Raw genomic sequence first — 26,668 nt, 5'->3', positions numbered from 1 at the left:
GAAATCGGATCTTCCTGGCTCAAACGCTCCCTGTCGCCGGGCTCTGCCGTTGCTGACCATTGGCGTCCGGCGCCATTCGACCGATCAGAACAGGCGCCCCGAGGCGTCGCCGAGGGGATAGTGTCATGACACCGATCAGCGATCCGGTACCGCTTCCGGTCAAGCGCTCGCGCGTGAAGCGCTGGCTGAAGCGGATCGGGCTGGGCATCCTGGCGCTGCTGATCCTCGTGATCGTGGTGGGCGCGATCTATGAGGCGCTGAGCCGATGGAATGCGACGAGAAACTATCCGCCGCCAGGCAAGCTGGTCGATATCGGCGGGCGGCGCATGCATATCGATTGCCGCGGCAGCGGATCGCCGACGGTCATTTTCGAGGCCGGGCTGGGTACGGGCGGATCGCTCGACTGGACCCTGGTGCATAACAAGATCGCCGGCTTCACCCGCGCCTGCGCCTATGACCGCGCCGGCATCATGTGGAGCGACGCCAAATCCACGCCGCAGGACGCCGCCGCGGTTGCCGAGGATCTGCATGCGACGCTGAAGGGCGCCGGGATCACCGATCCGCTGGTGCTGGTCGGGCATTCGATCGGAGGTCCGTACACCATGACCTATGTCGGGAAATATGGCGATCGGGTCGCCGGGCTGGTGATGGTCGATCCGTCCCACCCCGATCAGATCGTCCGGCTCGGGAAGCTGGTGCACACTAATCTCGATCCGAAACAATATCTGACCATGATGAAGGTCGCCTCGGCCGTCTCCTGGACCGGTATTGTGCGCTTCCTGATGACCGGCGGCGAGGTGCCGGCGGTCCGCCGGGAAGCGACCGCGAAGGCGTCCGCCTATATCGGCACATCGATCAAGGGCGCGCTGTCCGAAGTCGAGGGCTTCGACCGGACGCTGGATCAGGCGCGCCAGGTCCGCAGTTTCGGCAACCGTCCCGTGATTGTGCTGACCGCGATGGCGCCGTTGACCGCCGATCAGTTGAAAGGGATGGGCGTGACGCGCCAGGGCGGCGACCGGTTCAAACAGGAATGGCGGACGCTTCACCAGGAACAGGCGCGCATGTCGACGCGCGGTCGTGAACAAAGTGTGCCCGATGCGACCCATTACATCCAGATCGACCGTCCCGATGTCGTGATCGCCGCGGTCAGGGATGTGGTCGATACGGTGCGCGCCGATGCGAAGCCAAAATCTGACGATCAGGTCCGGTAAGAGGCCAGTTTCAAACAGTCGTGATGGGAGATGGAATGATGAAGAATATTCTGCTCGGCTCGGCGGCATGCCTGCTGCTCGTCTCGAACGCGCCGGCGCCGGACTCTGGGCCGGAATATGATATTGTTATCCGTGGCGGCCGCGTCCTCGACGGCGCCGGCAACCCTTGGGTGAGCGCCGATATCGCGGTTAAGAATGGCCGCGTGGTGCATGTCGGCAAGATTGCCGGACATGGCACGCGCGAGATCGACGCGACCGGCCGCTATGTCTCGCCCGGCTTTATCGACATGATGGACCAGTCGGGCGGAGTCCTGCTCCAGAATGGCGATGCCGAGAACAAGCTGCGCATGGGCGTAACCACCGTCATTGCCGGCGAAGGCGGCACTCCGGTCGATGCGGCAGAGGTTTCCAATTATTTCAAGAAGCTCGAAACTCAGGGCATTTCGGTCAATTTCGGCACCTATTACGCCTCCCACCAGGCGCGTGAGAAGATCATGGGCGATGCGGCGGGCGCCCCGACCGCTGCGCAGATGGAGGCCATGAAGGGGGAAGTCAGGACCGCGATGCGCGCCGGCGTGTTCGGGATTACCAGCGCCCTGATCTATCCGCCGAGCAGCTTTCAGACCACCGCGGACCTGGTCTCGCTCGCCAAGGTCGCGGGGCAGTGCAACGGATTCTATGCGACGCATATGCGCGACGAGAGCGAAAAGCTCGTCCCGGCAATCGAGGAAGCGATCGAGATCGGCGAAAAGGGCGGGGTGAAGGTCGAAATCTTCCACCTCAAGGCCGCCTTTGCACCTCAATGGGGCAAGCTGATGCCGCAGGCCGTCGCGGCGATCAACGCCGCGCGCGCGCGCGGCGTGGACGTGGCGGCGGATCTCTATCCCTATACCGCTGGCGGCACCGGCCTCGAAATCACCGCGCCGACCTGGGTCTGGGCTGACGGCGTCGAGAAGGGCGTCGCGCGGCTGCGCGATCCCAAACAGCGCGAACGGATGAAGAAGGACCTCGCGGCGGGATCGATGCCAGGCTGGTCCAACCTGGTCCATGCCTCAGGCGGCTGGGGCAATGTGCGGCTCGCCAATGGCTTCAGCGCCAAATACGCGCAATATCACGGCCAGACCTTCGACAAGATCGGCGCGGCGCTGAAGCGCGACCCGGCCGATGCGGCATGGGATATCCTGCTCGAGGGACTGCCCAACCGCTCCGTGGCGCTGTATTTCATGATCAGCGAGCAGGACATTGAGACCGCGCTGCGCCAGCCCTGGACCAGCATCGGCAGCGACGCGGCCGCCTCGGTCAAGCTCGGCGGCATGGATGCGCTCGGCCTGCCGCATCCGCGGGCCTATGGCACGTTCCCGCGTGTCATCGCCGAATATGTGAAGCGCCGCCCGATCCTTTCGCTGGAAGATGCCGTGCGCAAGATGACCGGCTGGCCGGCGCAGCGCATGGGGCTGAGCGACCGCGGCTTGATCCGCGACGGGATGCACGCCGATATCGTGATCTTCGACCTCGCCAAACTCGATGACGTTGCAAGCTGGGAAAAACCCACCGCGCTGCCGACCGGGATCGACACGGTGATCGTCAACGGTGTGGTCACGATCGAAGGCGGCAAGCATACGGGGGCGAGGAAGGGCGAAGTGCTTCGCCACAGCTGCGGCGACTGAGCCGGGCTGACACCACGACGAAGGAAGATTGCATGATCCGACACATTTCCGGGACTGGCCTTGCGGGTCTGGCGTTGCTGCTCTCAGCGCCGGCCTTTGCCGACCCGGTTCCCGCCCCGATTTCCGGTCCGGCCGATCTCGGCACGGCGGTCTCGGCGCAGATCGCCTGCGCCGGCATCTTCGTCGCTGGGCGGGCCGAAGCGGATGTGTTGCGCGACGATGTTCAGGCGCTCGCGCCCTTCACCAAAGCGGTCACCCTGGCGGTCGACCGCAAGGATCGCACCGTCATCGCATCGGCGCCCGGCGCCGTCACGCGCACGGCGCTGTACCGGCCGGCGGTGGGCTGCACCTTGCTGACCGGCAAGACCGGGCGTGACACACTGCTGCGCCAATCGGCTGGCCTTGTGCCGCTAAAGCTGCAGGCGGCGAAACCCTGGCCGCTGGGCGATGCCCAGCCCAAGGGACCGGGGCCAAAGGTCGACAAGGCGGCGCTCGACAAGGCGGTCAACCAGGCCTTTGTCGAGCAGAACAAGGACGGATATCCCGACACTCGCGCGATCGTCGTGGTGCAGGGCGGACGGATCGTCGCCGAGCAATATGCCCCGGGCTTCGACCGCAACACCGAGTTGCTCGGCTGGTCGGCGAGCAAGAGCATTGCCGGCACATTGATTGGCTTGCTGGTCGATGACGGCGTGCTCAAACTCGATGCGCCGGCGCCGGTGCCGGAATGGCAGGGTGCGGGCGATCCGCGCGGCAAGATCACCTTGCGCCAGCTGCTGACCATGTCGAGTGGCCTGCGTTTCGTCGAGAGCTACGAGCCCGGCAATGATTCGATCAACATGTTGTTCGCCGCACCCGATATGGGCGCGCTGGCGGCATCATTGCCGCAGGACAAGGCGCCCGGATCGGTGTGGAGCTATTCGTCGGGCACGACCAATATCCTTTCGCGCATTGTGTTCACCGCGACTGGCGCGTCGCTCGAAGCGGCGACGCGGTTCGCGCGCAAGCGTCTGTTCGAACCTGTTGGCATGACGAGCACATTGATCGAACCGGATGAATCCGGTGTGCCGGTCGGCAGTTCCTATGCCTATGCCACCGCGCGCGACTGGGCGCGGTTCGGCCAGCTTTACCTGAATGGCGGGATGGTGGGGAAGAAGCGGCTGCTGTCGCAATCATGGATCGACTTCGTCCACACGCCCACCGCCGCTGCGCCGCGGCCACTTTACAGCGGCCAGTTCTGGCTCAATCGCGGCGACGATGCCGGGGAGCGCCGCCGGCTGTTCAAGGATCTGCCGGTCGATACCTTCATGGCGATGGGGCATAATCACCAGATTGTCGCGGTGATCCCGTCGCGTGATGCGGTGATCGTCCGGCTTGGCTGGACGCCGGAGGGGCAGACCTTCGATTACAACACCTATCTCTCCCGCATCGTGGCCGCGCTGGCTCCCGGTACGGGCGCTCAATGATCTGAAACCGCCAATGATCTGAAACCAAAGGACTATCGACAATGACTGTGCGTACCCGGCTGTCGCTCGATTATGTGGTTGAATCGCTGCCGCTGGCCAAGCCGTTCCGCATTTCCGGCCATGTCTTCACTGAAACGCCGGTGGTGGTGGCGACGATTTCCGATGGCGAGCATATCGGGCGCGGCGAAGCGGCGGGGGTCTATTATCTCGGCGACGACGTGGCCGTGATGAGCGCCGCCATCGACGGCGTGCGCGATGCGGTCGAGGCCGGGGTGACGCGCGAAGACTTGCTGCAGCTTCTCCCCGCCGGCGGTGCGCGCAATGCGATCGATTGCGCGCTGTGGGAACTGGAGGCGCGGCGCAGCGGCACACCGGTTTGGGAAAGCGCTGGGGTGCCGCAGCCTTGCCCGCTGCGCACCACCTTTACGCTCGGCGCCGATGATCCGGAGGTGATGGCGGCGGGCGCTCGGGGCTATGCCCAGGCGATCGCGTTGAAGCTCAAGCTCACCGGTGACCTCGATACCGATATCGCACGGGTCCAGGCGGTGCGCGCGGCACGGCCGGAATGCTGGATTGGCGTGGACGCCAATCAAGGCTTTGCGATCGAGGATCTCGACACGCTGGTCGCGGCGCTGGTGGCGGCAGATGTGCAATTGCTCGAACAGCCGCTGGCACGGGGGCGCGAAGCCGATCTCGACGGCTATCAATGCCCGATCCCGCTCGCTGCGGATGAAAGCGCGCTGACCCTTGGCGATGTCGAGGGACTGGTCGGCCGGTTCAACGTGGTCAATATCAAGCTCGATAAATGCGGCGGGCTGACCGAAGGACTGGCGATCGCGCGGCGCGCACGCGAACTCGGTCTGGGCGTGATGGTCGGCAATATGGTCGGGTCGAGCCTGGCGATGGGGCCGGCGTTCGTGCTTGGCCAGCTGTGCGACATTGTCGATCTCGACGGGCCGATTTTCCTTGCCGCCGACCGTGTCCCGTCGATCCGCTACGAGCATGGCAATGCCTGGTGCGACGAGGATATCTGGGGCCGCACGGTCGCCTGAGTGCGCGAACAATCAATGAAAACAGAATGGGGAGGGTGCAGATGAAGACGGCCATATTGGCGGCGATGATGTGCGCGACGGCGGTTCAGCCGCTCGCGGCACAAGGCCCGGCGGCGCAGGGACAGGCGGCCCAGAACCAGGGGGCGCCCCGGACCTATATTCAGGCCGGACGGCTGCTGGCCGATCCGGCCAGCGGGCGGGTCGAAACCAACAAGACCATCGTGGTCGAGGGCGGACGGGTCACCGAAATCCGCGATGGCTTCGTTGGCGACGGCAAGGTGATTGACCTGCGCGACAGTTTCGTCATGCCCGGCTTCATCGACAGCCATGTGCACATCACCTTCCAGTCCGGCCCGACCAGCCAGCTCGATGCGGTGACCAAGTCCGCGACCGATCAGGCCTTTGATGGCCTGGTCAATGCGCAGCGGACGCTCCGTGCGGGGTTCACCACCGTGGTCGACCTCGGCGCCGATCCGCTGGCGATCAACGCGCTGCGCGACGCGATCGCGGCGGGCAAGGTGACCGGGCCGCGGATCATCGCCGCCGGTGGTGTCGCAGCGCATGGCGGGCATGGCGATGTGCATGGCTATCGCCAGGAAATCCACGACATGTTCCGCGCGCCGACTCTGTGCTCCGGCGCTGACGACTGCGCACGGGCGGTGCGCCTCGCGGTGCAGAGCGGCGCCGACATCATCAAGACCGCCTCGACCGGCGGGGTGATGTCCAACACCGCGGCAGGGCTGGGCCAGCAGATGAGCGATGCCGAACTGGTCGCGATCGTCGAGACCGCGCACCATCTCGGGCGCAAGGTGGCGGCGCACGCGCATGGCACTGACGGGGTTAATGCCGCACTTCGTGCCGGTGTCGATTCGGTTGAGCATGGCACCTATCTCGATGCGGAATCGATCCGGCTGTTCAAGGCGAAGGGCAGCTATCTCGTGCCGACCCTGCTGGCTGGCGACACTGTCGCGCGCCAGGCCGAAACCGCCGAATGGATGCCGGCGAATGTCCGCGCCAAGGCCCGGATTGTCGGCCCGTCGATGATCGCTGCGTTGCGCCGGGCGCATGAAGGTGGCGTCAAGATCGCGTTCGGTACCGATTCCGCGGTCTCGCCGCACGGCGAGAATGCTCGCGAATTCGCGCTGATGGCCAAGGCTGGCCTGACCCCGATCGAAGTGATCCGGTCGGCGACGGTCTGGGGCGCGACGCATATCGGGCTTCAGGATGAAATCGGCTCGCTTGCCACCGGCAAGGCGGCGGACATTGTCGCGGTGAAGGGCGATCCGCTCAGCGACGTCCGCGCGCTCGAGGCGATGGCGTTCGTGATGAAGGGCGGCGTGGTGACGCGCGCGGTCGGGGAATAGCGCGCCGGCTGGTCGGGGCGATCATCGTTCCGGCCGGCATGCCTGGTATGATTCAAGTCACTGTCGGGCCCTGTCATATCTGCTCTCCCGGATGGATGCGTCGCGCGCCGGGTAAAGCGCATCCGGCGGACAGTTTGAATCAAGCAGAGCAGAAATCGAGTCCCTCATGAACGTGTCCGCGACGTCCCGATTTTCCCGCAAACCACGCGAAAAATTCCCGTGTCGCTCCATCAAAATTCCCGCAGAAATTCCCGCAGATTCCCGCAGAACGCTCAAAAAGACATTTTCCCGCAACCATTCCCGCAGCGACGGGAATTCGGTGCCGTTCCGGGCGCCCGAATTCACATTGACAATTTTCTAATTGGGATCGTAATATTTCTAAATTAGAAATATTATCAAAGATAGCGCGTCGTATCGAGCCCGGCAATCTCGGCTGCGGCAACGCAAGGGAAGGTCGTTGGATATGCGCTCATTCACATTGCTCGCGTCGCTGGCATTGCTGCTTATTGGCGGCGGTGTGGCGGCCCAGCTCGCGCCAACCCCTCAGGCCGCCGTCGCGCCGCGGCCGCAGGCCACGCCATCGCAGGCGGCTGCCGCTCCGGGCGGGCAGGCTTTGACGAAGCAGGATCTGGATAGCTGGCTCGATGGCTTCCTGCCTTACGCACTCGCCAGGGGCGACGTCGCCGGCGGCGTGGTGGTGGTGGTCAAGGACGGCCAGATCGTGACCAAGCGCGGCTTCGGCTATGCCGATGTCGCCAAACGCACACCGGTCGATCCCGACCTGACCCTGTTCCGCCCTGGTTCGGTATCGAAGCTGTTCACCTGGACCGCGGTGATGCAGCAGGTCGAGGCGGGCAAGATCGATCTCGATGCCGATGTGAACAAGTATCTCGACTTCAGGATTCCGCTGAAGGACGGCCTGCCCGTCACCATGCGCCAGATCATGACGCATACCACCGGCTTCGAGGAACATGGCAAATACACCATGTTCAACGACCCGAAATATCTCATGCCGCTGGGCGATTATGTGAAGAGCGGGCTACCGCGGCGTGTCTTCACCCCCGGCACGACGCCATCCTATTCCAACTATGCCACCGCGCTGGCGGGCTACATCGTCCAGCGCGTGTCCGGGATGCCGTATGACGACTATGTCGAACAGCACATCTTCAAGCCGCTTGGCATGGCGCACTCGACCTTTCGCCAGCCACTGCCGAAGCCATTCCAGCCGCTGATGGCCACAGGCTATATGGAGGCCTCGGGCGAACCGCGTAAATTCGAGATTCTGGCGACGGTCCCGGCCGGCGCATTGTCGTCATCCGGCACCGATATGGCCCGCTTCATGATCGCGCATCTCAATCAGGGGGCAGGGTTGATGAAGCCCGAAACCGCGCGCCTGATGCACAATTCGCCGCTGACTCTGTTGCCGCCGCTCAACCGGATGGAACTCGGCTTTTTCGAAACCAACATCAATGGCCGCCAGGTCATCGCTCATCTCGGCGATACGCTGGCCTTCCACACCGCGCTTCACCTGTTCATGAACGAGAATGTCGGCGTGTACGCATCGTTCAACAGCATGGGCAAGGACCGCTCGGTCGGCTCGGTACGTCGTGCGCTGTTCGAGGGATTTGCCGATCGCTATTTCCCGAACATCGCGCCGGTCGACGGCCGGGTCGATGCGAAGACTGCCGTCGAGCACGCCAGAATGATGGTCGGCAACTGGCTGAACAGCCGCCGGTCGGAAACGACCATCTTCGCGTCGCTCAAGCTGCTGGGGCAGGTGTCGATCACGGTGGGGCCGAAGGGCGAGCTGATCGTCCCTTCTGCCCGCGGCATGGACCGCGAACCGATGAAATGGGTCGAGATCGCACCCTTTGTCTGGCGCAATATCGGCGGACATGAGCGGCTCGCCGCCCAGGTCGTCGACGGCAAGGTGGTGCGCTGGAGCATGGATGGCATGTCGCCGTTCATGGTCTATGACCGGACGCCCGCATCGCAGTCCTCGGCCTGGTTGCTGCCCCTGCTCTATGCGGGCATGGGCGTTCTCCTGCTCACCATGCTGCACTGGCCGGTGTCCGCGCTGATCCGCCGCCGGTACAAGGCGCCGCTCACACTGCAGGGCCGCTCGCGGCTCGCCTATCGCGGCGTCCGGCTCGGGTCCGGGCTCGTGCTGGCGGTGCTCGGCGGCTGGGTCTGGGCCAGCGCCTGGATCTCGAACCTCGACAATATGACATCCCGCTCGGACGTGCAGCTCTGGTCGCTGCAGATCGTCGGCTTGCTCGTGTTCGTCGGCGGCGTCCTGCTGGCGGGCTGGAACCTGCTGCTCGCCGTGCGGGAAAAGCGCCGCTGGTTCGGCAAGCTCTGGGCAACCCTGATCCTGATCGCGACGCTTACCGTGCTGTATGTCGCCTGGACCTTCGGCCTGCTCTCGATGTCGGTGAATTACTGAGGTCAGGATAGGGACCTGGGGCGGCAGCCAAAGGCTTCGGTTTGCCGCCCCGTTTCGGATTTCGGATCATGTGAGAGGGCCAATCCGTCGCGCTGCAACCTGCGCCAACATGCATCTTGTTCTTCCCCCGGCGAAGGCCGGGGCCCAGTTGCAACACAGCAGTAAACAAAGATTCACGTCAACGCGAACGCTCACAACTGGGCCCGGCCTTCACCGGGGAAGCAATGGAAGAGATACGTGGTTGAATGGGATGATCCCTGATCAAGTTCGGGGTTTGAATGGCGTTCGATCGGTTCCGTCCCGTGTTTGCGTCGGTGCTGCGATGGACAGCGATTCAATCGCGCGGCGTGATGTCACATAGTGAAGCCAGAGGAGGCGTCGTAAGGCGCTCTCGTCCCGCTCTTTCACATGGCCACGAAAATGCCGGGCGATCGTCGCCCCTGTTTCGATCAAAACGGCCCCTGCTATTGCCCCTGTTCCGCCCTGTTTTCATAACAGGGGCAGAGCCAGCCATGCTGCTCAAAACAGACGCATAATCCGGCGATCGGGTCCAACAATAACAGGGGCGAGAAATACAAAGCCGAAAACAGGGGATAACAGGGGCGATCTCCGGGTCAGTCAGTGGATGTAACAGCTCACCGGACCATCATCGCGTCGGGGTTCGGCTCCGTCATCCACAAAAGCTTTGGGGCAGCGGTGGATCGCACCGCTGCCCCGATGGCCGTCTCATGATGCCCCGGAAATGGGGGCGACGATCAGAACTTCAGTTTGACGCCAGCAGAGAAATAACGACCGATCACGTCATAATTGGCGTTGGTGTAGGGCGTGTAGGGCGGGTCGGCATCGAACAGATTGTTGACGTTGCCGAACAGCGTGAACGGCCCGGTTTTGAACTGAAGCCCAAGGTCGATATAGGTCCGCGCGCTGATCTGGTTGTTGATGATCGGCTGCTTGTTTGCATCGGTTTGCAGGCTGAAGATGCCGCCGCCGACATAACGGGCGCGCAGATCCGCCCCAAAGCCGCCGCTTTCATAGGTCACCGAGCCGGTCACCCGCCATTTCGGCGTGGAAAAGGCGGTATCTCCGCCTACCACACCCGCAACGTCGTTCGTTCCGACACCATCGGCGATCATCAGATCGAAGATGTGATTGGCGAGCACGCGGAAGCCCAGCTTACCGTTGCCCAGCGTTGTCCGGTACGACGCCTCGATATCCAGGCCACGGGTGCTGTACGATACCAGGTTGCGGTAGGTGGCGGTAAGGGACTCCAGCTCGCCGTTCGCGTTGCGGGTGATCACGCCACCACAAGTGGGGTCGTTGGGGTTTGCAAGCTTGCATTGGTTGAGCGTGTCCGCAGCCGTGATCGTGGTGATCACATTGTCGATCTTGATGTCGTAATAATCGACCGAGAAGCTCAGGCCACGGACATAATGCGGCGAATAGGAGCCGCCGAGTGTCAGCGTATGTGAGATTTCTGGCGTCAGGTTCGGGTTGCCGCCGGTATAGATCGATACGGTCGCCTGGGTCTTTTTGAGGAAGGGATCGTAGAGATCGGCCTTGTTGGTCGCGCGGCCGAGGAAATATTCAGTGATGCTGGGTGATCGGATGTCGCGCGAATAGACCGAGCGCAGCAGCAGGTCGTTGGCGATACGCATGGTGCCGCCGGTCTTCCACGACCAGATGCCGCCGCTGGTGCTGTAGTCCGAATAGCGTGCGGCGCCATTGACCTCGAGATGGATCGCGTCTGCGATATCGATCAACGGCACGTTGACCTCGCCGAACACCTCCTTGACGCTGAAGCCACCATTGGTCGGCGCGGAGTTGAGGGTCACGAAGGCCTTCGACAACGACAGGGGGTCGATATGGCTGGTGGTGAGTTTCTCCCAGCGGAAATCGGTGCCGAACGCGATGTCGACCTTGCCGGCCCAGGTCGAGAAGGGCTGGCCATGCACACTGGCGCCCGTCGCATCGAGCTTGCTCGTCACGATGGAATGGGTGCCGCCAAAGGCGTAGGCGACACCGGCGGCCGAGATATTGCCGTTGCCGAGTAGATTGATCGGCGCGCAATTCGGATCGTCATTGGTGGTGCTGGCGTCGGCGTTGATACGGCATACCGGCGTGCCGTTCACCAGCACGGCGTCGACGGCATTGTTGAATTTGGCCCCGATCCGCTGATTGTAGAGCGACTGGTCGGCCCTGAGTTCACCATGGTCGTAATAGGCATCATAGCCCCAGCCATCGCCGAACGACCCTTTAAGGCCGAACGCGCCCTCGAGATTGCGGCGGGAGAATTTGAAGTTGAGCATCTTGTCCGGGCCGACATCGTCCAGGATCCGACCGAGGACGAATGGCCCGGTGATGCCGGCGGCGGCAAGCTGGTTGCGCGCCGTCTGAGTCAGGAATGCATTGTCAGGCATGATCGCCACGATCGGCGTTTCGGGAAAGAACGTATAATCCGACCATATGCGGCTATAGCTGCCATCGACCCACAGCTTCAGGGAATCGGTGAGGTCGAAGGTGGCGCGCGCGTAGACATTGTTGCGCTGATACGGTGAGCTCACGGCGACATAATCATAGATGTTCTGGCCATCGCCGCCGACCGTGAATTGACCCGAGGTCTGGCTGCCCAGCGGCAGCGGACCGAGGCTGCCGTCGGGGTTGAAGATCAGGTTATAGGGCGAGAGATTGCTGAGCCGCAGGAGCGATCCGCCGCGATTGATGATGGTGTAGTTGACGTCGTTGGCGAGGATCAGCCGGCCGTCGGCGCGCTGGAACACGCTTGATTCCAGATTGGGGCGGCTCTTGCGGCCGAATGCGCCTTCTTCGCGCATATAATCGGCGGAAATCATGAAATGGCCGCGGCCGCCGGCGAAATCCGTGCCCCAGGCGAGATCGGCGCCGTAGCGGGCCGTGTCGCCGCGCGAGGATACACCGGTCTGCGCGCCCATGCGCCAGCCCTTCATCTCATCATCGAGGATGATGTTGACGACGCCCGCGACTGCACCCGAGCCCCAGGCGGCCGATGCGCCGCCGGTCACGACGTCGACGCGCTTGATCAGGTTCTGCGGTACGATGTTGAGATCGGTGGAGCCGGTGAAGCGGTGCCCGTTGAGCAGGGTCAGCGTGCGCACTGAGCCCAGCCCGCGCAGATCGGCGGTCGATGTGCTGCTGCTTGTATTGCCGGTCGTCGTGGCCGGAGTGGATGTGGCGCGGAATTGCGGGCTGTCGTTCAGGACTTGGGCAACGCTCGGACGATTGCCCTGACGCAGCTCGGCTTCGCCAAGCACGGTGGTCGGTGTCGGCGCGTTGAAGCCGGAGCGTTGAATGCGCGAGCTCGTCACGACGATATCGTCGTCCGCTGCGGCCTCATCGGCCGGGGCGGTCTCGGTGATCGCTGCGCTGTCTGTCGTGGTCGCCGTCTGCGCGGATGCCGGGGCGAGGCCCATGGTCATCGAAAGCGCGGTGCTGGCATACCAGAATAAGTGAATGGACTTCATACATACCCCCCTTTGTTTTTGTTGATATGGAAAATTGGTTGCGACGCGCCGCGCTTCATCTCGTTTTCAAATCGGAAGCTGCACACGATCTCAACATTCGGCGATCGTGATAGATCAGGTTGCATCAGAGAATGCAATCCCAATTTGGACAGAATTATCATTTTTGGAAAATTTGAAACTTCTGAGCCTGATGAGTGCCGCCTGTGAGGATGACCGCTACCTCATCGCAGGAGTGTTTGTTGCAATGGCTCGATGGTCCCAGCCGGGAATGCGAGGAGAATTAGACGACTGTAGACTCGTAATGTCCAAGATTGTATACGATCGTATACTTCTTGGAATTTGCCATGATTATGGAGTCGATATGACCAGGATTCTCGTCACCGGTGGGACGGGCTATGTCGCCAGTTGGTGCATCGCCGGGCTTCTCGCGCAGGGCTATGCCGTTCGAACCACGCTCCGATCGCTCGACAAGGCAGACCGCGTCCGGTTTGCGCTGGAAGATGCCGGCCATGATGTCACTGATCTGAGCTTCGTCGAAGCGGATCTCACCGACGAGTCCGGTTGGGCCGACGCTATGGCCGGGTGCGAGCATGTGCTTCATGTCGCGTCGCCGCTGGGACATTCCGGGCAGCAAACGCGTGAGGCGCTCGTCCCGCCAGCCCGCGACGGCACGCTGCGCGTCCTCAAGGCCGCGACCGCCGCCGGGGTCAAGCGTATCGTCATGACATCGGCGGCGGCAACGGCGCGCCCGTCGTCGCACGGGGGCGGGCCGGCAAGGGAGACCGTCTGGGCCGATCCCGACGCGCCCAATCTCGACCCTTATCGCCTGTCCAAAATCCTGGCCGAGCGCGCCGCCTGGGATTTCATGACGCACCAGCGCGGCACAACCACCCTGACGACCATCCTTCCCGGCGCGGTCCTGGGTCCGTTGCTCTCGGCGGACACGGTCGGCTCGGTTCAGGTGGTCCAGCGCATGCTGCGGGGGCAGCCACCCGCACTGCCCAATCTGGGCTTTTCGGTCACCGATGTCCGCGACCTTGCCGACATGCATATTCGCGCGCTTACCGCCCCCGAAGCGCCCGGCCAGCGATTCCTGGTCGGCGGCCAGTTCCTCTGGATGCGGGAGATCGCCGACCTGCTGCGCGACGGGCTCGGGGCGGATGCCAGGCGGGTTCCTCATCGCCGCATGCCCGATGCGGTCTTCCGGCTGCTCGCATTGTTCATATCGGACCTGCGGATGTTCAAGGCCGATCTCGGGCGCCGCAACGAGATGGATACGGCCAAGGCCAGACAGCTGCTCGGCTTTGCCCCGAAAGCGGCGGAGACAACGCTGCTGGATTGCGCGCGCAATCTTGTCGCACTGGGCCTCGCTTAGTGGACCTTGCTTAAGCGTCACGGCTTCGTAGACGTGACCATCATTGCGACTGGAGAAGTACCGAATGACCGACTCTCCGCGCCCGGCAAAGCGTTCCGCCAAGGCGGAAAATACCAGGGCCGCAATCCTTGCTTCGGCACGCCGGGCATTTGCCGAGCATGGCTATGACGGCGTCGGGGTGCGCGCGATCGCGGCCGGGGGCGGTGTCAGCGCGATGATGGTGAACCGGTATTTCGGATCGAAGGAGGGCCTCTTCGGCGAGGTCGTCGCCGACAGCATGCGCGACCCCGTCATCCTCTCGTCCGACAATCTCGCCGCGCCGGATATCGCCCGCGCCTTTGCCGAAGCACTGGTCGGCCTGACCGCGACCGGCGAGCATCCACTCGATGGCTTCCTGATCCTGTTCCGCTCGGCGTCGAGTGAGACTGCCGCCCGCATCGCCCGCGAGCGCATCGCCGCCGCGCATCATGCGACGGCGAGCCGGACCATTATCGGCGATCATGCCGCCGAGCGTGCCGGCTTACTCCTCGCCCTGGTCGCGGGGTTCCAGATGATGCGCCAGATGATGAAGCTCGACACGCTTGCGAACGCCGAACCCGGACTGCTGACCGACCTGCTGACTCCGCTGTTCGCAACCATCTTGGGCGACCCCACGCCAGGGGGATGAAGCAATGCCCTGCCGCGCGGTGCCCGTCGCGGCGTTGTGGTCAGGCAGCGGCCAGCCGGAACCGGGCGATGTCCTGCAGGACGGTGACCTCTTCCGCTTTTTCGGCGAGGCGCGATTTGAGCACATCGCCGACACTGACCAGCCCGGTCAGTCGGCCATCGTCGACCACAGGAAGGTGACGAGCGCGCCGTTCCGTCATGATGCGCATTGCCGCGACCACTGTGTCGGCCGGCGCGACGATTGGCCCATCCGACATCATGATGTCGGTCACGTGCCGGTCGAGCAGGTCGACGCCGTGACGTGCAAGGCCATCGACCACGCCATGCTCGGAAACCACGCCGAGCAAACGTCCCTCGAGGTCGATGACGACAAGGGCGCCGACATGTTCGGACGCCATCAGGGCGACCGCGCGGCGGATCGCCGTGTCGGGGGGAACGCTGACGAGCTTGCCAGGCTTGAGTGCGAGAATGTCCGAGATACGCATGATCTATACTCCTTGGTTGTGGGAAACGACGTCCGCCGGGGGGTGGGGATCCCCCTGGCGGAGAAGCGGTCAGTGCTCCTTGACGAGATCCTGCGCGACCAGTGGCCCGCCATATTGTTGCAGGCGGCCACCATCGGCGAGCGCGCCAAGCGTGATCGGCGCAAAGCCGAGCCGCGTGGCGAGTTCGCTGATGGTGGCGTTCGCGCTGGCATCATTGCCGGAGACGAACAGTACACGGTTGCCGTGGCCGGCGGCGGGATCGCGGGCGAGGATGGCGGCGGGCAATGTGTTGAACGCCTTGACCAGCGCCGCCCCCGGGACCGCCTCGGCAACGATGTCGCTCGACAGACGGCCGCCGAGATCGGCCGGTGAATAATCGCTGAAGTCGATCGCGTTGGTTGCATCGACGACGATCTTGCCGTGCCAGCCGGCATGGCCTTTGACTGCTTCCGGCACCGCAGCAAACGGCACGGCGAGAATGATGACGTCGGCATCGAGTGCGCCGTCAAGTGAGCAGGGTACGATCGGGGAGCCGAGCTCGTCGGCGAGCGAAACGATCGAGGTGGGACCACGGCTGTTGGCGATCGCCACGGGAATCTGGTGGCGGGCGAATTGCCGGGCGAGTGCGCTGCCAATCGCGCCAGATCCGATGATTGCGTAAGTCATGCTGAGGGTCTTTCCTTGAGATTGAGATTGGAAACGGGGCCGTCAGGCGGCGCGCTTTGCCGGGGCGTCGGGGAGCGGGATGAACTCGGTGTCGCCGGAGACGCCTGGGAAGCGGCGGTTGCGCCAGTCGTCGGCCGCTTGCTCGATCCGCTCGTGGCGGCTCGAGACGAAGTTCCAGTAGATATGACGCTTGCCTTCGAGCGGCTCGCCGCCGAGCAGGATCATCCGTGCGCTACCGATCGCCTTGACGACGATTTCCGCCCCGGGCCTCAAGACGACGAGCTGATCCTTGCCGAAGCTGCCGCTCTGGCCGATCACCTCGATCGCGCCATCGATGACGTAGAGTGCGCGCTCGACATGGCCCGCCTCGATCTGGAAACGCGCGCCGTCGATGAGTGCAAGATCGGCATAGAGCGTATCCGAGAAGATGCGGGTCGGCGCACGCCGACCGTGCAGCGTGCCGGCCAGCAGCCGGACGGTGATGCCGTCGCCATGATCCTGGGGCAGTGCGTCGGCATCGACATGCTGGAAGCCGGGATCGGTCTCCTCAAGGTCGAGCGGCAAGGCGAGCCAGGTCTGGAAGCCGAACATCGTGCCACCCGCTGCTCGCGCCTAAGGGCCAGTGCGCTCGGAATGGACGATGCCGCGGCCGGCGGTCATCAGATTGACCTCGCCGGGCTTGATCGCCTGGACATAGCCCTCGCTGTCACGGTGGACCATCTCGCCTTCGATAAGATAGGTCAGTGTCGCGAGGCCGATATGCGGATGGGGACGCGTGTCCACGCCGTCGCCGGCCCGGAACACGACGGGGCCGAAGCTGTCGAGAAAGACGAAGGGGCCCACCATGCGGCGCTGCGCGGAGGGCAACGCGCGGCGAACGTCGAAGCCTCCAAGGTCGCGGGTGGCCGGCAGGACGACTTGCTCGACCGGCTGGCTGTTCGATTGAAGCGTCATGATCGTCTCCTTTGGATACGGGGTTCAATGGATCGACAACAGCGCCAGCGCGGCGACTTGCCGATCGGAAAGGCCCGCGGAGATCAGCGCGTCGGTGAGTTCATTCGCCGGACAACGGTAGCGGCGGGTGCGCGCGACGAAGTCGCGCAGCAACTCGGCGCGGGGATCGCGGTCGATGGCTGGGGCCTCGCCGATCCCAACCGCCAATTTGAACCGTGCGGCGACCGTCGAGAATAATGGAGTTTTCGGCGCGGACGACGCCTGGAGATAGGCGTCGGCAACGACGTACCATTCGTCGACGCTGAGATCAGGCTGCTTTTGATATTGGTGCCGCATGGCGTCCTCCAAAGTCGATGGAGAGAATGTATGGCGGCTGGTGTTACGATAAAACCAGTATAAGATGGATCAAAACGTTCGAGGAAATCGATATGATTGCTGAGCCCGGCACGCCCACGCTCGACCAGCTCAAGGTCTTCCTGACGGTCATCGAGGTCGGCAGCTTCGCCGGCGCAGCGCGGCGGCTCAATCGAGCAACCTCAGTGATCAGCTATTCAATCTCCAATCTTGAAGCCCAGCTCGGTGTGACGCTGTTCGATCGTGAATCGACCCGCAAGCCGCAGCTGACCGAGGCCGGGCGGACGGTGTTCGCCGAGGCGCGCACGGTCGCCAGCGGCATTGACGGCTTGCGTGCCAAGGTGCGTGGCCTGCTCCAGGGACTCGAAGCTGAAGTCCATCTCGCGATCGACGTTCTGCTGCCGGCCGGCCGCGTGGTCGACGCGCTCAAGACGTTCCGCGTCGAGTTCCCGACCGTGCTGCTTCACCTCCATGTCGAGACGCTCGGCGCGGTGACCAAGCTCGTGCTCGACCGCGTCGCCACGATCGGCATTAGCGGTCCGCTTGATGCAGGGATTGTCGGGATTGAACGCATTGGCGTCGGCAGCGTGCCGATGATCCCGGTGGCGTCGCCCGATCACCCGCTGGCGAGCGCCGGCCGCAACCCGCCCGGCGCGGGACGGGAGCATATCCAGCTTGTGTTGACCGATCGTTCGCCGCTCACTCAGGGGCGCGATTTTGCGGTGGTCAGCAGCCGCACCTGGCGGCTGGCGGACCTAGGCGCCAAGCATATCCTGCTCAAGGAAGGGATCGGCTGGGGCAACATGCCAGTGCCGATGATTGCCGACGATCTGGCCGCGGGGCGGCTCGTCCATCTCGACATGCCCGAAATGAGGGGTGGGGATTATGTCCTCGAGGCGATCTACCGCACCGATACGCTACCGGGGCCCGCGGCATCCTGGCTGATCGAGCGCTTTCTCGGTCAGGCGTCGGCTACATCGGCGACCGAGGCGGCGTCCGGCTGAGGCGGTCGGCCTAGCCCTTGACCTTGTTGTAACGCAGCGGGCAGTCACCCTATGGCCGCCGCCGGTCGGCGATCGGGCCGCGCAGCAGGCTGGTGAGCGGAATGGCGAGCACCAGCGTGAGCATGGCGGCGGGCATCGGGTCGTCGAGCACGGCACGGACTTGGACGAAAAACAGCACGGCGGTCGCGGCGAGAACAATCAGCACGGCAAAGCGCACGGCGGCGGCGGGCGATACAAGAGCCCGGGCAGCGCGACGCTCGAACGGCGAGCGGGTGAAGTGGAAATAGGCCATGGCTGCCTCCTCCTCCTGGGGGTGCTGCGCCCGGGACGCCTTGTGGACAGGCCTTCCCGGGAGCGACCGGTCAGCGGCGGGCGTCGAGGCTGAAGCGCCCCGCGCCGAACGCGACCACCTGGAGCAGACCACCGGCCATCGCCACATTCTTGAAGAAGTGGATGAACTGATTCTGGTCGGCGAGATTATTGTGGAAGGCCAGCGCGGTCGCGATCGAGAAGATCGCCATCACCGCGGCGACGAGCCGGGTGCGATAGCCGAGAACAAGTGCGATGCCGCCGCCGATTTCGACAAGGACCGCGATGGCCAGGCCGAGCGTCGGGAAAGGCAGGCCGACCGACTGGATATAGCCGATGATCATGGCCGGCGCGGTGATCTTCGAAATGCCCGACAGCAGGAAGATCGAGGCAATCAGGATGCGGCCGACCAGCGGCAGTGCGGCCGGGCCGGCGGCTTGACTGAGATTTCCGACGTCGATGGGCGCCGGAGCGGTAGCGGTGTTAGACATGGGGTGGGTCCTTCCTTTGCGGTACCACCTCCATGGTGCACCGCTGCGGCTGCGGATGTGGCGGCGGGGCAGTCGTCGGAATAGCCGAATAGTATCGAAGATTAGGTTCTATAAAATCGGTATATTGCGCAGTGCGAGCGAGCACCGCCGCCGACCGGCCCCGGCTCCCGGACAATCGGGCGAATCGATCCGCCCTCCGTCAGGGTCGCGACGTCCCGGTCACCTTGCCTGGTGAAGGCGCCAGCTCATTGAAAAGGTTGGCGCGCCCGGCAGGAGTCGAACCTGCGGCCTCAAGATTAGAAGTCTCGTGCTCTATCCAACTGAGCTACGGGCGCGTAGGATGCCGGTTAGCGCGGATTGCGCGGGCGCGAAACCGGCTTCATAACTTCATTCATGAGCGATTGGAAAAATCACGGCCCCAGGCCCGTTGCGGCGGGCGAGATTGCCGGGGGGCAGCTGCGCTATTTCGATTTCGTGATGGCGGCGTTCGTCGCGATCATCCTGCTCTCGAACGTGCTCGGCGCGGGGAAGGTCGCGACTGTCACTCTGCCATGGATCGGCGACTGGCCGTTTGGCGCGGGCATCTTGTTCTTCCCGATCTCCTATGTGATCGGCGACGTGCTGACTGAGGTCTATGGCTATGCGCGGGCGCGGCGCGTGATCTGGGCCGGATCGGCAGCGGTGCTGTTCATGGCGTTCATGTCCTGGGTCGTCGTCGCGCTGCCACCGGCGCCGAGCTGGGGCAATCAGGCGGCCTATGAAACCATTTTCGGGCAGGTGCCGCGCATCGTCCTGGCCTCGCTCTGCGCCTTTTGGGTCGGTGAGTTCGTCAATTCCTATGTGCTGGCGAAGATGAAGCTATGGACCGGCGGCAAGCATCTCTGGACCCGGACGATCGGCTCGACGGTGGCGGGGCAGGGGGTCGACAGCCTGATCTTCTATCCACTGGCCTTTCTCGGCGCCGAGGGCTGGACGACCAATCTCGTGCTGACCGTGCTGGTGACGCAATGGGTGCTGAAGGTCAGCTGGGAAGTGATCCTGACCCCGGTCACCTATGCCGTTGTCGCTTTCCTCAAGCGTCGCGAAGGGATCGACGTGTTCGATGAAGGGACGGATTTCACCCCGTTCAAGGCGCGCGTTTGAGCCCGCTTCAGGCGACAAAATATTGGCTGGTCAATAACCTCCATCTCGCCAAGGATGCGCTGCACATCTATGTCGCGCTCGGCTTGTTGTTCGGGTCGGCCTTGCTGTTCGGCTGGCGACTGAGCAGCTGGAAGCCGTGGCTCGTGGTCGCGGCGGCTGCGGTGATCGGCGAGATCTGGGATATTCGCGATCGCTATGTCGGGCATGTCGCGCAGAATTACGCCGCCAATATCCATGACCTGTGGAACACGATCTTCTGGCCCAGCGTGATCCTGTTCCTGGCGCGTCGTACCAACCTGTTTCGGGGCTCCGGTAAAACCAGATAGGTTCGTCTGGCATAAGGAGTCCGGGGCCGGAATCGAACCGGCTCATGGCGGATTTGCAATCCGCTGCGTTCCCATTTCGCCACTCGGACATAGTCGCGCTTGAGCGCCTGCTGCCCTCAGGGGTGACCGGCGGGACTTGCACCCGCTAACATCGGAATCACAAACCGACCGCGCACTGCATTGCGTTCGGCCACACCTGAAGGCAGCAGAATTATCGGGATTTTATGGTCAGGGTAGCAGGACTCGAACCTACAACTTCCCGCCTCCAAAGCGGGCGCTCTACCAATTGAACTACACCCTGAGTAACGGGCGCAGTCATGCGTCCGTCAATGTCGACAGAGTGCCGGGTGCGGTCGCATGGTAGGGAGAGTCGAGAACATGCGGGCCCAATGCCATCGAATCACCGATGACGCAAGAGCCTATCTGGATAAAAGCGTGAAGGCGGATGAGCAGGGGCGGTCAGGCCCCGACCAGCTCCAGCAATCCCTCGAACAGGCGGCGACCGTCGGTGCCGCCATGCGCGGCCTCGATCCGGCGCTCGGGATGCGGCATCATGCCCAGCACATTGCCGCTCGCGTTGATCACGCCGGCGATGTTGCGCGCCGATCCATTGACCTGGTCGTCATAGCGAAACGCTACCCGGCCTTCGCCTTCGATCCGGTCGAGCGTCGCGTCGTCGGCGAAATAGTTGCCGTCATGATGCGCGACCGGGACGATGATCTTCTCGCCCTGTGCGTAGCGGCTGGTGAAGATCGACTGCGCATTCTCGACTGTCAGCGGTACGTCGCGGCAGACAAAGTCGATCCCGGCATTGCGCATCAGCGCGCCGGGCAACAGGCCCGCTTCGGTCAGCACCTGAAAGCCGTTGCACACGCCGAGCACCGGCACACCGCGCTCGGCCGCTGCGATCACGGCGCGCAGGATCGGCGAGCGCGCCGCCATCGCGCCGGAGCGCAGATAATCGCCATAGGAAAAGCCGCCGGGCAGCGCGATCAGGCCCAGGCCCTCGGGCAGTTCGGTGTCGCCGTGCCACACCATCGCCGGGGCGGTGCCGCTGACATCGCGAATTGCCACCGCCAGATCGCGGTCGCAGTTCGATCCGGGAAAGACGATGACTGCGGACTTCATGCCCGTTCTACCCGGTAATTCTCGATCACCGTGTTGGCGAGCAGCTTGCGGCACATCTCGTCGATCGCGGCGTCATCGGTCGAATCGGCGACATCGAGCTCGATCAGCTTGCCGGCGCGGACGTCATTGACGCCGCCAAAGCCAAGGCCGTCGAGCGCCTTGTGGATTGCCTTACCCTGCGGGTCGAGCACCCCTGGCTTGAGGGTGACGAAGATGCGGAGTTTCATATGCGCGTCCTGATGCTCTGGGCGGGGCTGCGGACCCTATGGCGAGGCCATCCGCCTGCCGCAAGCTTCATCGCTCGTTTACGAATTGAGCGCGATGCTGTGAGCGGCGAGTCGCGCTGGGGCGAGGGGCCATCTGGGGAACGGCGCCATGGCGACCCTCGCAATGATCATGTTCGTCGGGCTGTTTGCCTTTGGCGGGCAATATTTCGGCTGGAGCGATCCGGCCGGCCGGGTTCAGCTCGCTCTGTTCAGCGCGTTCGTGTTCGGCATCATCTGCGGGTTCCGCGTGAAAGGCTGAGCTCGCGCCGGGGTTATTTGCCCCGGCTCTTGCGATGCTTTTCCAGGTCGAGAACCGCGCCGTCGACGCCCTCCGGCAATAGTCCCAGACGCCGTGCCACTTCCTGATACGCCTCGACTTCGCCGCCGAGATCGCGACGGAAACGGTCCTTGTCGAGCTTCTCGTTGGTTTCCATGTCCCATAGCCGGCAGCCATCGGGGCTGATCTCGTCGGCAAGGATCACCCGGGCATAGTCATTGTCCCAGATGCGCCCGAACTCGAGCTTGAAGTCGACCAGGCGGATGCCGATCCCGGCGAACAGGCCACACAGGAAATCATTCACGCGAATCGCCAGGTCAGCGATGTCGTGCATTTCCTCCTGGCTGGCCCAGCCGAACGCGGCGATATGTTCGTCGGTGATCATCGGATCGCCGAGCGCATCGTCCTTATAATAATATTCGATGATCGTGCGCGGCAGTTGCGTGCCTTCCTCGATCCCGAGCCGCGTCGATAGCGACCCCGCAGCGACGTTGCGGATCACCACCTCGATCGGGATGATCTCGACCTGGCGGATCAACTGCTCGCGCATATTGAGGCGGCGGATGAAGTGGGTCGGCACGCCGATCAGCCCGAGCAGGGTGAAGACATGCTCGCTGATGCGGTTGTTGAGCACGCCCTTGCCACTGATCGTGCCCTTTTTCTGGGCGTTGAACGCGGTGGCATCATCCTTGAAATACTGGATCAGCGTGCCCGGCTCAGGACCCTCATAAAGGATCTTGGCCTTGCCTTCGTAGATTTGGCGGCGGCGAGCCATGCGGCATTACCCCTGAAAAGAAAGTCACGAAAAGACAGCCCCGGCGGCGCGGGTGCGCGGGCCGGGGCCAGAAGGGCAAAGCTATACGCCAAGCGTCTCAGGCGCGCAATTAGTCGCTGGCTGTGGTCTCGGCTTTTGCCAGTGCAACATCGCGCCGCGGTCGGAAACGCCGCCAGGCCAGCCAGCCGAGCAATATGATTACCCCGGGCGGGCCAAAGATCGCGATCAGGCCAAGCACCACCGCGATGGTGATCTGGACTGAGCCGAGCCCGGTATCGAGCGCGCTGCTAAGCGGTGCGCTGGCGTCGAAGCCGCGGATCGCCTTGCCCGATTCGTAGGTGAAGGTCATCGGCGTGGTGGCAAGGCTGTCGCGCTGTTCGGCGCGGCTGTCCTCGGTTGCACTGATGGTCCGCAAAATCTCTGCGCGTTGCCGCTGCAGGTCGACGCGCTCGCTCGCGGTCAGCTTGGGCTTGGCAAGCTCGCCATTGATACGGCGCAGCTCGTCGGTCGCGCGGCTGTGCTGCACGGTCAGCTGGTCGATTGCCGCGCCGGCGTCGGTCCCGGTGATCTCGGCATCGACCAGTGTACCCTGGACGGCCGTGACCCGCGCGATGCCGTCCTTGCCGAAGTTGCGCGCAATGGCCGGATCAAGTTTGAACGACAGCATCGCTTCGATATTGTTCTCGCCCAGCAAGCGATAACGCATCCCGGCGATGCGGCACCGCGCGATGCCGAGCTTCTCGCACGCCGCCACATGCGCTTCCTGCGTGGCTGAGATGCGCTCCGACGGCAGGCGAAAGGCGTAGCGATAGGTAAAGGCGACGCCCGGTGCTGCGGTCACCGCAATGCTGGGGGGTGTGCTAATGTCTGCACTGGGCGCGAACGCGCGGTCAGGAGGCGAATTCACCGACCTTATGGGCATCGACTCCATACGTATCGGCTGTGCCTGTCTATTGTTTGAGACCTGGTCGCAGCCGGCCAGCGCAAGAGGGACAGTTATCAACAGCAAATTACGCATCGTCGATCTCCCAATGTTATGATGCAACATCACATCAATAGGGGATCAAGTCAACGCGGAAAAACAACGCTTCATCATGCGCCGCAGCGTGATGGGTCCGGATTTTTGCGAGATGAGCCGCGCTAGCGCGGTCGTTGATCTATTTTTTCAGCGCGGCACGGATCAAGCGCTTGCTCTCCTTCCAGGCAGCGCTTTCCGGCGCGACCAGTTCGACATGGCCGGTGTCCGGCACGATATGCAGCACGGCTGTGTCGCCGGCTTGCTTCGCCTGTGCCTCATATCCCGTGCCGAGCCGGATCGGGATGATCCGATCTTCAAGGCCATTAACCAGATCCTGCGCCACCCGCAGCGGCAACAGACGCGGGACCGATGTGTCGGCATAGATGTCCGGCCGGGCGGTGGAGGGCGTGCCGATCAGTTGCGCGACCACCTCGACGCCGCAGCCATTGTCCGGGCTGGCGGCGGTCGCCTCCAAATCGGGCAGGCCGCCCAGGCTGACGACATGCGCGATCCTGAGCGGCTTGCTCTCACGAAGCGGGCTTTGTGCGGGCAGGTTGGGACGGGCCGCAAGCCACAACGCGAGATGCCCGCCGGCCGAATGTCCGACCGCCACGATGCGTTTCGTATCGAGGTGAAAGCGTTTGGCATTGTCGCTCAGCGCGTCAGCTGCTGCGGCTGCATCGAGGAAGGTTCCGGGATAGCCGCCGCCGCCGCGATCGACGCCGCGATAGTCGATATTCCACACCGCGATCCCGTCGCGGCGCAGGTCGTCGGCGATCCAGTTCATCAGGCTGCGATCGGCGATACTGGTCGTCCAGCAGCCGCCATGGACCATCAAGACTGTCGGATGAACGCCTTTCCCGGCGGGCAGCCACACATCGACCTTCTGCATATGGTCGGGACCATAGGCGATCGTCGCGTCGGGTTTGGGCTGGGTGCGGCCCGTCAGGTCGGGCCAGGTGAGAAGTTTTTGATCGGCAGCGGACGTCATGGACGGGGTGAACGCGAGAAGCGCGAGCAGGGCAAGCCGGAACATGTCCGTTGCTATAATCGTCCCCCGGCGCGCTGTCGAAGCGCCTTCGGAAAACGCGTCGTGCCGGCCGCCACGGGGCGGCCGGCAACGGGTCGTGCGATCAATGCTTGAGGCTCGTCTTCGCCTGCTGTTCCGCACGCCAGGGTGCGTCGAACTGAAGGGCGTTGAGTCGCTCAAGGCCGGCCATGAAGCTGCGGATGGCCTTATTGATCGAGGCGGTCAGGTCGCCGTGATGGTCGGCCCAAGCCTGGCTGTGAAAATCGTCACGCATTGCTTGTCTCCTTGCCGGCCTGTGCTGCCGACAATTGGGTTATGCCCGTCACGCTGAGTCGCCGCCAACAAATCGTTGGACATGATCCACAAGCTGGCCTTATCAATTCGTCATGCGCCGCATCCCTCCGCTCGCTGCCGTCCGCGTGTTCGAGGCCGCCGCCCGGCATGAGAATTTCACTGCCGCGTCGGTCGAGCTTGGCATGACGCAGGCGGCGGTCAGCTATCAGATCAAATTGCTCGAGGAGCGGCTCGGCGTGCCGCTGTTCCGCCGCGACAAGAAGCGCGTGCTGCTGACCGATGCGGGACGGCGCATTTCGCCTCAGGTGGTGCGGGCGTTCGAGGCACTCGATTCGGCGTTCGGGTCGATCCGTGCGGAGGATGAGGCGCTGCTGACCATCTCAACCTCCAATACCTTCGCCAATACCTGGTTCGCGTGGCGGCTCGGCGGGTTCCAGATGGCGCATCCCGCCATGGCGGTACGGTTGCTGACCAGCGACGCGCTGGCTGATTTCGTCTCTGACGATGTCGATCTGGCGGTGCGTGCGGGGCAGGGCGGCTGGCCCGGCCTGGTTGAGGAATTGCTGCTGCCGATCGATTTTACCCCGATGTGCAGCCCGGCATTCCTCGCCCGGCACGGCGGCATGATCGCGCCGGAGCATATGATGTCGCTGCCGCTGGTCAGCCCGCACGACCGCTGGTGGTCGGTCTGGCTGAGCGAGGCTGGTATCGATGTGCCGCAAGGCCCGCTGCGACCCGGCGTCCGGCTCGATTCCCAGGCCCATGAAGGGAATGCCGCGATCGCCGGGCAGGGGATCGCGATGCTGACGCCCTTTTTCTGGCGCAACGATATTGCCGAAGGGCGGCTGGTGCGGCTGTTCGATCAGGTCTCGACGCGCGGTTTCGGCTATTGGCTGGTCTATCCCGAACATCGCCGCAACACGCCCAAGATCCGGCGCTTCCGCGACTGGCTGGTGAGTGAGATTGCGCGCGATCGCGAGTTGGATGCGTTGCCGTCGAAGGGATGATCCACGCGCCGGCGCCGCTCACTGGCCCGATCCGCGATTCGGTGCGAGAGTCACGGTCAGCACGGCCCGCACCGTCCGTGGCGGAATCGGAGACAATTCGCCGGAGCGCGGGGCCATATAGCCTTTTGTATTGGTGATGTTCGACGCCAGAACGCGGAGGTCGGCACGATGATGCGCAACCTCGAAGCGGCCGCGCATGCCGAGGCTCATGGTGGTAAAGGCCGGGACCTTGAAGCTGTTGGCCGTATCGACCCACCGTGACCCCGCATAGCTCAGGCCCGCGTCCACCGACCAGCCGTCCGCGACCTGGCGCTCCGCATTCGCATTGATGACGAGATTGGAGACGCCGGGATCGTGCGAGCCGACCGCGCCGGCCTCCACCAGCGGCCCGGACACT

Annotated in this window: 28 protein-coding genes and 3 tRNA genes; 13 read left to right on the top strand and 18 right to left on the bottom strand. The window is 63.7% G+C overall.

Features of this window, described 5'->3' with window-relative positions; translation table 11 throughout:
* Positions 1-125: 125 nt before the first annotated feature.
* From ACRECS_RS09150 to ACRECS_RS09125, 6 genes are all read left to right on the top strand, one after another.
* Positions 126-1,211 (top strand): alpha/beta fold hydrolase, encoded by a 1,086-nt coding sequence (locus tag ACRECS_RS09150; RefSeq protein ID WP_431582652.1) that lies wholly within the window; start codon positions 126-128, stop codon positions 1,209-1,211.
* Positions 1,212-1,249: 38 nt separating this feature from the next.
* On the top strand, positions 1,250-2,878 hold the full coding sequence (locus ACRECS_RS09145; protein WP_431582651.1) for an N-acyl-D-amino-acid deacylase family protein: 1,629 nt from the start codon (positions 1,250-1,252) through the stop codon (positions 2,876-2,878).
* A 32-nt stretch (positions 2,879-2,910) separates the two neighbouring features.
* Entirely contained in the window at positions 2,911-4,344 is a 1,434-nt protein-coding gene (locus tag ACRECS_RS09140; protein ID WP_431582650.1) for a serine hydrolase domain-containing protein, read from the top strand.
* A 41-nt stretch (positions 4,345-4,385) separates the two neighbouring features.
* Positions 4,386-5,396 (top strand): dipeptide epimerase, encoded by a 1,011-nt coding sequence (locus tag ACRECS_RS09135; RefSeq protein ID WP_431582649.1) that lies wholly within the window; start codon positions 4,386-4,388, stop codon positions 5,394-5,396.
* Positions 5,397-5,437: 41 nt separating this feature from the next.
* On the top strand, positions 5,438-6,760 hold the full coding sequence (locus ACRECS_RS09130; protein ID WP_431582648.1) for an amidohydrolase family protein: 1,323 nt from the start codon (positions 5,438-5,440) through the stop codon (positions 6,758-6,760).
* Between the two features lie 463 nt (positions 6,761-7,223).
* Complete coding sequence (locus ACRECS_RS09125; protein WP_431582751.1) at positions 7,224-9,206, top strand: serine hydrolase domain-containing protein; 1,983 nt, start codon at positions 7,224-7,226, stop codon at positions 9,204-9,206.
* A 755-nt stretch (positions 9,207-9,961) separates the two neighbouring features.
* Here the strand turns inward: ACRECS_RS09125 and ACRECS_RS09120 are convergent.
* Positions 9,962-12,703: a TonB-dependent receptor domain-containing protein gene (locus tag ACRECS_RS09120; RefSeq protein WP_431582647.1), complete on the bottom strand. Its 2,742-nt coding sequence runs from the start codon at positions 12,701-12,703 to the stop codon at positions 9,962-9,964.
* Between the two features lie 361 nt (positions 12,704-13,064).
* Here ACRECS_RS09120 and ACRECS_RS09115 point away from each other — a divergent pair, with 361 nt between their 5' ends.
* Positions 13,065-14,078 (top strand): NAD-dependent epimerase/dehydratase family protein, encoded by a 1,014-nt coding sequence (locus ACRECS_RS09115; RefSeq protein WP_431582646.1) that lies wholly within the window; start codon positions 13,065-13,067, stop codon positions 14,076-14,078.
* 64 nt (positions 14,079-14,142) lie between these two features.
* Positions 14,143-14,745, top strand: a complete 603-nt coding sequence (locus ACRECS_RS09110; protein WP_431582645.1) for a TetR/AcrR family transcriptional regulator — start codon at positions 14,143-14,145, stop codon at positions 14,743-14,745.
* Positions 14,746-14,785: 40 nt separating this feature from the next.
* Here the strand turns inward: ACRECS_RS09110 and ACRECS_RS09105 are convergent, their stop codons facing one another.
* The 5 genes from ACRECS_RS09105 to ACRECS_RS09085 all read right to left on the bottom strand — a co-directional run bounded on the left by ACRECS_RS09105 (position 14,786) and on the right by ACRECS_RS09085 (position 17,185).
* The gene (locus tag ACRECS_RS09105) at positions 14,786-15,229 is read right to left on the bottom strand and encodes a CBS domain-containing protein (protein WP_431582644.1); all 444 of its coding nucleotides are present in this window, start codon (positions 15,227-15,229) and stop codon (positions 14,786-14,788) included.
* A gap of 69 nt (positions 15,230-15,298) precedes the next feature.
* Positions 15,299-15,895, bottom strand: coding sequence for an NADPH-dependent F420 reductase (locus ACRECS_RS09100; protein ID WP_431582643.1), 597 nt, complete (start codon positions 15,893-15,895; stop codon positions 15,299-15,301).
* 42 nt (positions 15,896-15,937) lie between these two features.
* Positions 15,938-16,486, bottom strand: a complete 549-nt coding sequence (locus ACRECS_RS09095) for a pirin family protein (protein WP_431582642.1) — start codon at positions 16,484-16,486, stop codon at positions 15,938-15,940.
* Between the two features lie 21 nt (positions 16,487-16,507).
* Positions 16,508-16,849: a pirin family protein gene (locus tag ACRECS_RS09090; RefSeq protein WP_431582641.1), complete on the bottom strand. Its 342-nt coding sequence runs from the start codon at positions 16,847-16,849 to the stop codon at positions 16,508-16,510.
* Between the two features lie 24 nt (positions 16,850-16,873).
* On the bottom strand, positions 16,874-17,185 hold the full coding sequence (locus ACRECS_RS09085; protein ID WP_431582640.1) for a hypothetical protein: 312 nt from the start codon (positions 17,183-17,185) through the stop codon (positions 16,874-16,876).
* A gap of 95 nt (positions 17,186-17,280) precedes the next feature.
* On the opposite strand from ACRECS_RS09085, the gene ACRECS_RS09080 reads away from it, so the two are divergent.
* Positions 17,281-18,207, top strand: coding sequence for a LysR family transcriptional regulator (locus tag ACRECS_RS09080; RefSeq protein ID WP_431582750.1), 927 nt, complete (start codon positions 17,281-17,283; stop codon positions 18,205-18,207).
* Positions 18,208-18,256: 49 nt separating this feature from the next.
* On the opposite strand, the gene ACRECS_RS09075 is transcribed toward ACRECS_RS09080, so the two are convergent.
* The 3 genes from ACRECS_RS09075 to ACRECS_RS09065 all read right to left on the bottom strand — a co-directional run bounded on the left by ACRECS_RS09075 (position 18,257) and on the right by ACRECS_RS09065 (position 19,342).
* Positions 18,257-18,499, bottom strand: coding sequence for a hypothetical protein (locus tag ACRECS_RS09075; protein ID WP_431582639.1), 243 nt, complete (start codon positions 18,497-18,499; stop codon positions 18,257-18,259).
* 70 nt (positions 18,500-18,569) lie between these two features.
* On the bottom strand, positions 18,570-19,007 hold the full coding sequence (locus tag ACRECS_RS09070) for a DoxX family protein (RefSeq protein WP_431582638.1): 438 nt from the start codon (positions 19,005-19,007) through the stop codon (positions 18,570-18,572).
* 258 nt (positions 19,008-19,265) lie between these two features.
* A tRNA-Arg gene (locus tag ACRECS_RS09065) sits at positions 19,266-19,342 on the bottom strand.
* Between the two features lie 58 nt (positions 19,343-19,400).
* On the opposite strand from ACRECS_RS09065, the gene ACRECS_RS09060 reads away from it, so the two are divergent.
* Both ACRECS_RS09060 and ACRECS_RS09055 read left to right on the top strand, forming a co-directional pair.
* Positions 19,401-20,150, top strand: a complete 750-nt coding sequence (locus ACRECS_RS09060; protein ID WP_431582637.1) for a queuosine precursor transporter — start codon at positions 19,401-19,403, stop codon at positions 20,148-20,150.
* Complete coding sequence (locus ACRECS_RS09055; protein WP_431582636.1) at positions 20,147-20,476, top strand: hypothetical protein; 330 nt, start codon at positions 20,147-20,149, stop codon at positions 20,474-20,476. The genes ACRECS_RS09060 and ACRECS_RS09055 overlap by 4 nt, the downstream gene beginning before the upstream one ends.
* Before the next feature lie 17 nt (positions 20,477-20,493).
* On the opposite strand, the gene ACRECS_RS09050 is transcribed toward ACRECS_RS09055, so the two are convergent.
* The 4 genes from ACRECS_RS09050 to purS form a co-directional block, all read right to left on the bottom strand.
* Positions 20,494-20,565: transfer RNA gene (locus ACRECS_RS09050), tRNA-Cys, on the bottom strand.
* A 136-nt stretch (positions 20,566-20,701) separates the two neighbouring features.
* Positions 20,702-20,777 (bottom strand) — tRNA-Pro (locus ACRECS_RS09045).
* A 158-nt stretch (positions 20,778-20,935) separates the two neighbouring features.
* Positions 20,936-21,604 (bottom strand): phosphoribosylformylglycinamidine synthase subunit PurQ, encoded by a 669-nt coding sequence (purQ, locus tag ACRECS_RS09040; RefSeq protein ID WP_431582635.1) that lies wholly within the window; start codon positions 21,602-21,604, stop codon positions 20,936-20,938.
* Positions 21,601-21,831 carry a phosphoribosylformylglycinamidine synthase subunit PurS gene (gene purS, locus ACRECS_RS09035; protein ID WP_187762945.1) on the bottom strand — a complete coding sequence of 77 codons (231 nt, stop codon included), beginning with the start codon at positions 21,829-21,831 and terminating at the stop codon, positions 21,601-21,603. Before purS ends, purQ begins: the two co-directional genes overlap by 4 nt.
* 148 nt (positions 21,832-21,979) lie before the next feature.
* On the opposite strand from purS, the gene ACRECS_RS09030 reads away from it, so the two are divergent.
* Entirely contained in the window at positions 21,980-22,129 is a 150-nt protein-coding gene (locus ACRECS_RS09030) for a hypothetical protein (RefSeq protein ID WP_187762946.1), read from the top strand.
* Between the two features lie 13 nt (positions 22,130-22,142).
* Here ACRECS_RS09030 and purC read toward each other — a convergent pair whose 3' ends face one another.
* The 4 genes from purC to ACRECS_RS09010 all read right to left on the bottom strand — a co-directional run bounded on the left by purC (position 22,143) and on the right by ACRECS_RS09010 (position 25,244).
* A complete protein-coding gene (gene purC / locus ACRECS_RS09025; protein WP_034156630.1) occupies positions 22,143-22,922 on the bottom strand; it encodes a phosphoribosylaminoimidazolesuccinocarboxamide synthase in 780 nt (259 codons plus the stop codon).
* A 109-nt stretch (positions 22,923-23,031) separates the two neighbouring features.
* The gene (locus ACRECS_RS09020) at positions 23,032-23,763 is read right to left on the bottom strand and encodes a hypothetical protein (protein ID WP_431582634.1); all 732 of its coding nucleotides are present in this window, start codon (positions 23,761-23,763) and stop codon (positions 23,032-23,034) included.
* Between the two features lie 316 nt (positions 23,764-24,079).
* Entirely contained in the window at positions 24,080-24,976 is an 897-nt protein-coding gene (locus ACRECS_RS09015) for an alpha/beta hydrolase family protein (RefSeq protein WP_431582633.1), read from the bottom strand.
* A 97-nt stretch (positions 24,977-25,073) separates the two neighbouring features.
* Complete coding sequence (locus ACRECS_RS09010; RefSeq protein WP_431582632.1) at positions 25,074-25,244, bottom strand: hypothetical protein; 171 nt, start codon at positions 25,242-25,244, stop codon at positions 25,074-25,076.
* Between the two features lie 112 nt (positions 25,245-25,356).
* On the opposite strand from ACRECS_RS09010, the gene gcvA reads away from it, so the two are divergent.
* Positions 25,357-26,271 (top strand): transcriptional regulator GcvA, encoded by a 915-nt coding sequence (gene gcvA / locus ACRECS_RS09005; protein WP_431582631.1) that lies wholly within the window; start codon positions 25,357-25,359, stop codon positions 26,269-26,271.
* An 18-nt stretch (positions 26,272-26,289) separates the two neighbouring features.
* Here gcvA and ACRECS_RS09000 read toward each other — a convergent pair.
* A partial coding sequence (locus tag ACRECS_RS09000; protein WP_431582630.1) for a hypothetical protein occupies positions 26,290-26,668 on the bottom strand: 379 nt, incomplete at its 5' end.

Origin of the sequence: Sphingomonas sp. (assembly GCF_050725575.1) — a bacterium.
GTDB lineage: Bacteria > Pseudomonadota > Alphaproteobacteria > Sphingomonadales > Sphingomonadaceae > Sphingomonas.
The sequence above is the reverse complement of the archived record's forward strand: the minus strand, read 5'-3'. Positions and strand labels throughout refer to the sequence as shown.

Bases quoted from the DNA above. Each gene is read 5' to 3' on its own strand.
- ACRECS_RS09085 (WP_431582640.1), bottom strand. From the start codon at position 17,185: ATGCGGCACCAATATCAAAAGCAGCCTGATCTCAGCGTCGACGAATGG.
- purC (WP_034156630.1), bottom strand. From the start codon at position 22,922: ATGGCTCGCCGCCGCCAAATCTACGAAGGCAAGGCCAAGATCCTTTAT.
- ACRECS_RS09140 (WP_431582650.1), top strand. From the start codon at position 2,911: ATGATCCGACACATTTCCGGGACTGGCCTTGCGGGTCTGGCGTTGCTG.
- ACRECS_RS09010 (WP_431582632.1), bottom strand. From the start codon at position 25,244: ATGCGTGACGATTTTCACAGCCAGGCTTGGGCCGACCATCACGGCGAC.
- ACRECS_RS09075 (WP_431582639.1), bottom strand. From the start codon at position 18,499: ATGGCCTATTTCCACTTCACCCGCTCGCCGTTCGAGCGTCGCGCTGCC.
- ACRECS_RS09060 (WP_431582637.1), top strand. From the start codon at position 19,401: ATGAGCGATTGGAAAAATCACGGCCCCAGGCCCGTTGCGGCGGGCGAG.
- ACRECS_RS09120 (WP_431582647.1), bottom strand. From the start codon at position 12,703: ATGAAGTCCATTCACTTATTCTGGTATGCCAGCACCGCGCTTTCGATG.
- ACRECS_RS09100 (WP_431582643.1), bottom strand. From the start codon at position 15,895: ATGACTTACGCAATCATCGGATCTGGCGCGATTGGCAGCGCACTCGCC.
- ACRECS_RS09030 (WP_187762946.1), top strand. From the start codon at position 21,980: ATGGCGACCCTCGCAATGATCATGTTCGTCGGGCTGTTTGCCTTTGGC.
- ACRECS_RS09095 (WP_431582642.1), bottom strand. From the start codon at position 16,486: ATGTTCGGCTTCCAGACCTGGCTCGCCTTGCCGCTCGACCTTGAGGAG.
- gcvA (WP_431582631.1), top strand. From the start codon at position 25,357: ATGCGCCGCATCCCTCCGCTCGCTGCCGTCCGCGTGTTCGAGGCCGCC.
- ACRECS_RS09115 (WP_431582646.1), top strand. From the start codon at position 13,065: ATGACCAGGATTCTCGTCACCGGTGGGACGGGCTATGTCGCCAGTTGG.
- ACRECS_RS09125 (WP_431582751.1), top strand. From the start codon at position 7,224: ATGCGCTCATTCACATTGCTCGCGTCGCTGGCATTGCTGCTTATTGGC.
- ACRECS_RS09150 (WP_431582652.1), top strand. From the start codon at position 126: ATGACACCGATCAGCGATCCGGTACCGCTTCCGGTCAAGCGCTCGCGC.
- purQ (WP_431582635.1), bottom strand. From the start codon at position 21,604: ATGAAGTCCGCAGTCATCGTCTTTCCCGGATCGAACTGCGACCGCGAT.
- ACRECS_RS09015 (WP_431582633.1), bottom strand. From the start codon at position 24,976: ATGTTCCGGCTTGCCCTGCTCGCGCTTCTCGCGTTCACCCCGTCCATG.
- ACRECS_RS09110 (WP_431582645.1), top strand. From the start codon at position 14,143: ATGACCGACTCTCCGCGCCCGGCAAAGCGTTCCGCCAAGGCGGAAAAT.
- ACRECS_RS09070 (WP_431582638.1), bottom strand. From the start codon at position 19,007: ATGTCTAACACCGCTACCGCTCCGGCGCCCATCGACGTCGGAAATCTC.
- ACRECS_RS09130 (WP_431582648.1), top strand. From the start codon at position 5,438: ATGAAGACGGCCATATTGGCGGCGATGATGTGCGCGACGGCGGTTCAG.
- ACRECS_RS09145 (WP_431582651.1), top strand. From the start codon at position 1,250: ATGAAGAATATTCTGCTCGGCTCGGCGGCATGCCTGCTGCTCGTCTCG.
- ACRECS_RS09090 (WP_431582641.1), bottom strand. From the start codon at position 16,849: ATGACGCTTCAATCGAACAGCCAGCCGGTCGAGCAAGTCGTCCTGCCG.
- purS (WP_187762945.1), bottom strand. From the start codon at position 21,831: ATGAAACTCCGCATCTTCGTCACCCTCAAGCCAGGGGTGCTCGACCCG.
- ACRECS_RS09135 (WP_431582649.1), top strand. From the start codon at position 4,386: ATGACTGTGCGTACCCGGCTGTCGCTCGATTATGTGGTTGAATCGCTG.
- ACRECS_RS09105 (WP_431582644.1), bottom strand. From the start codon at position 15,229: ATGCGTATCTCGGACATTCTCGCACTCAAGCCTGGCAAGCTCGTCAGC.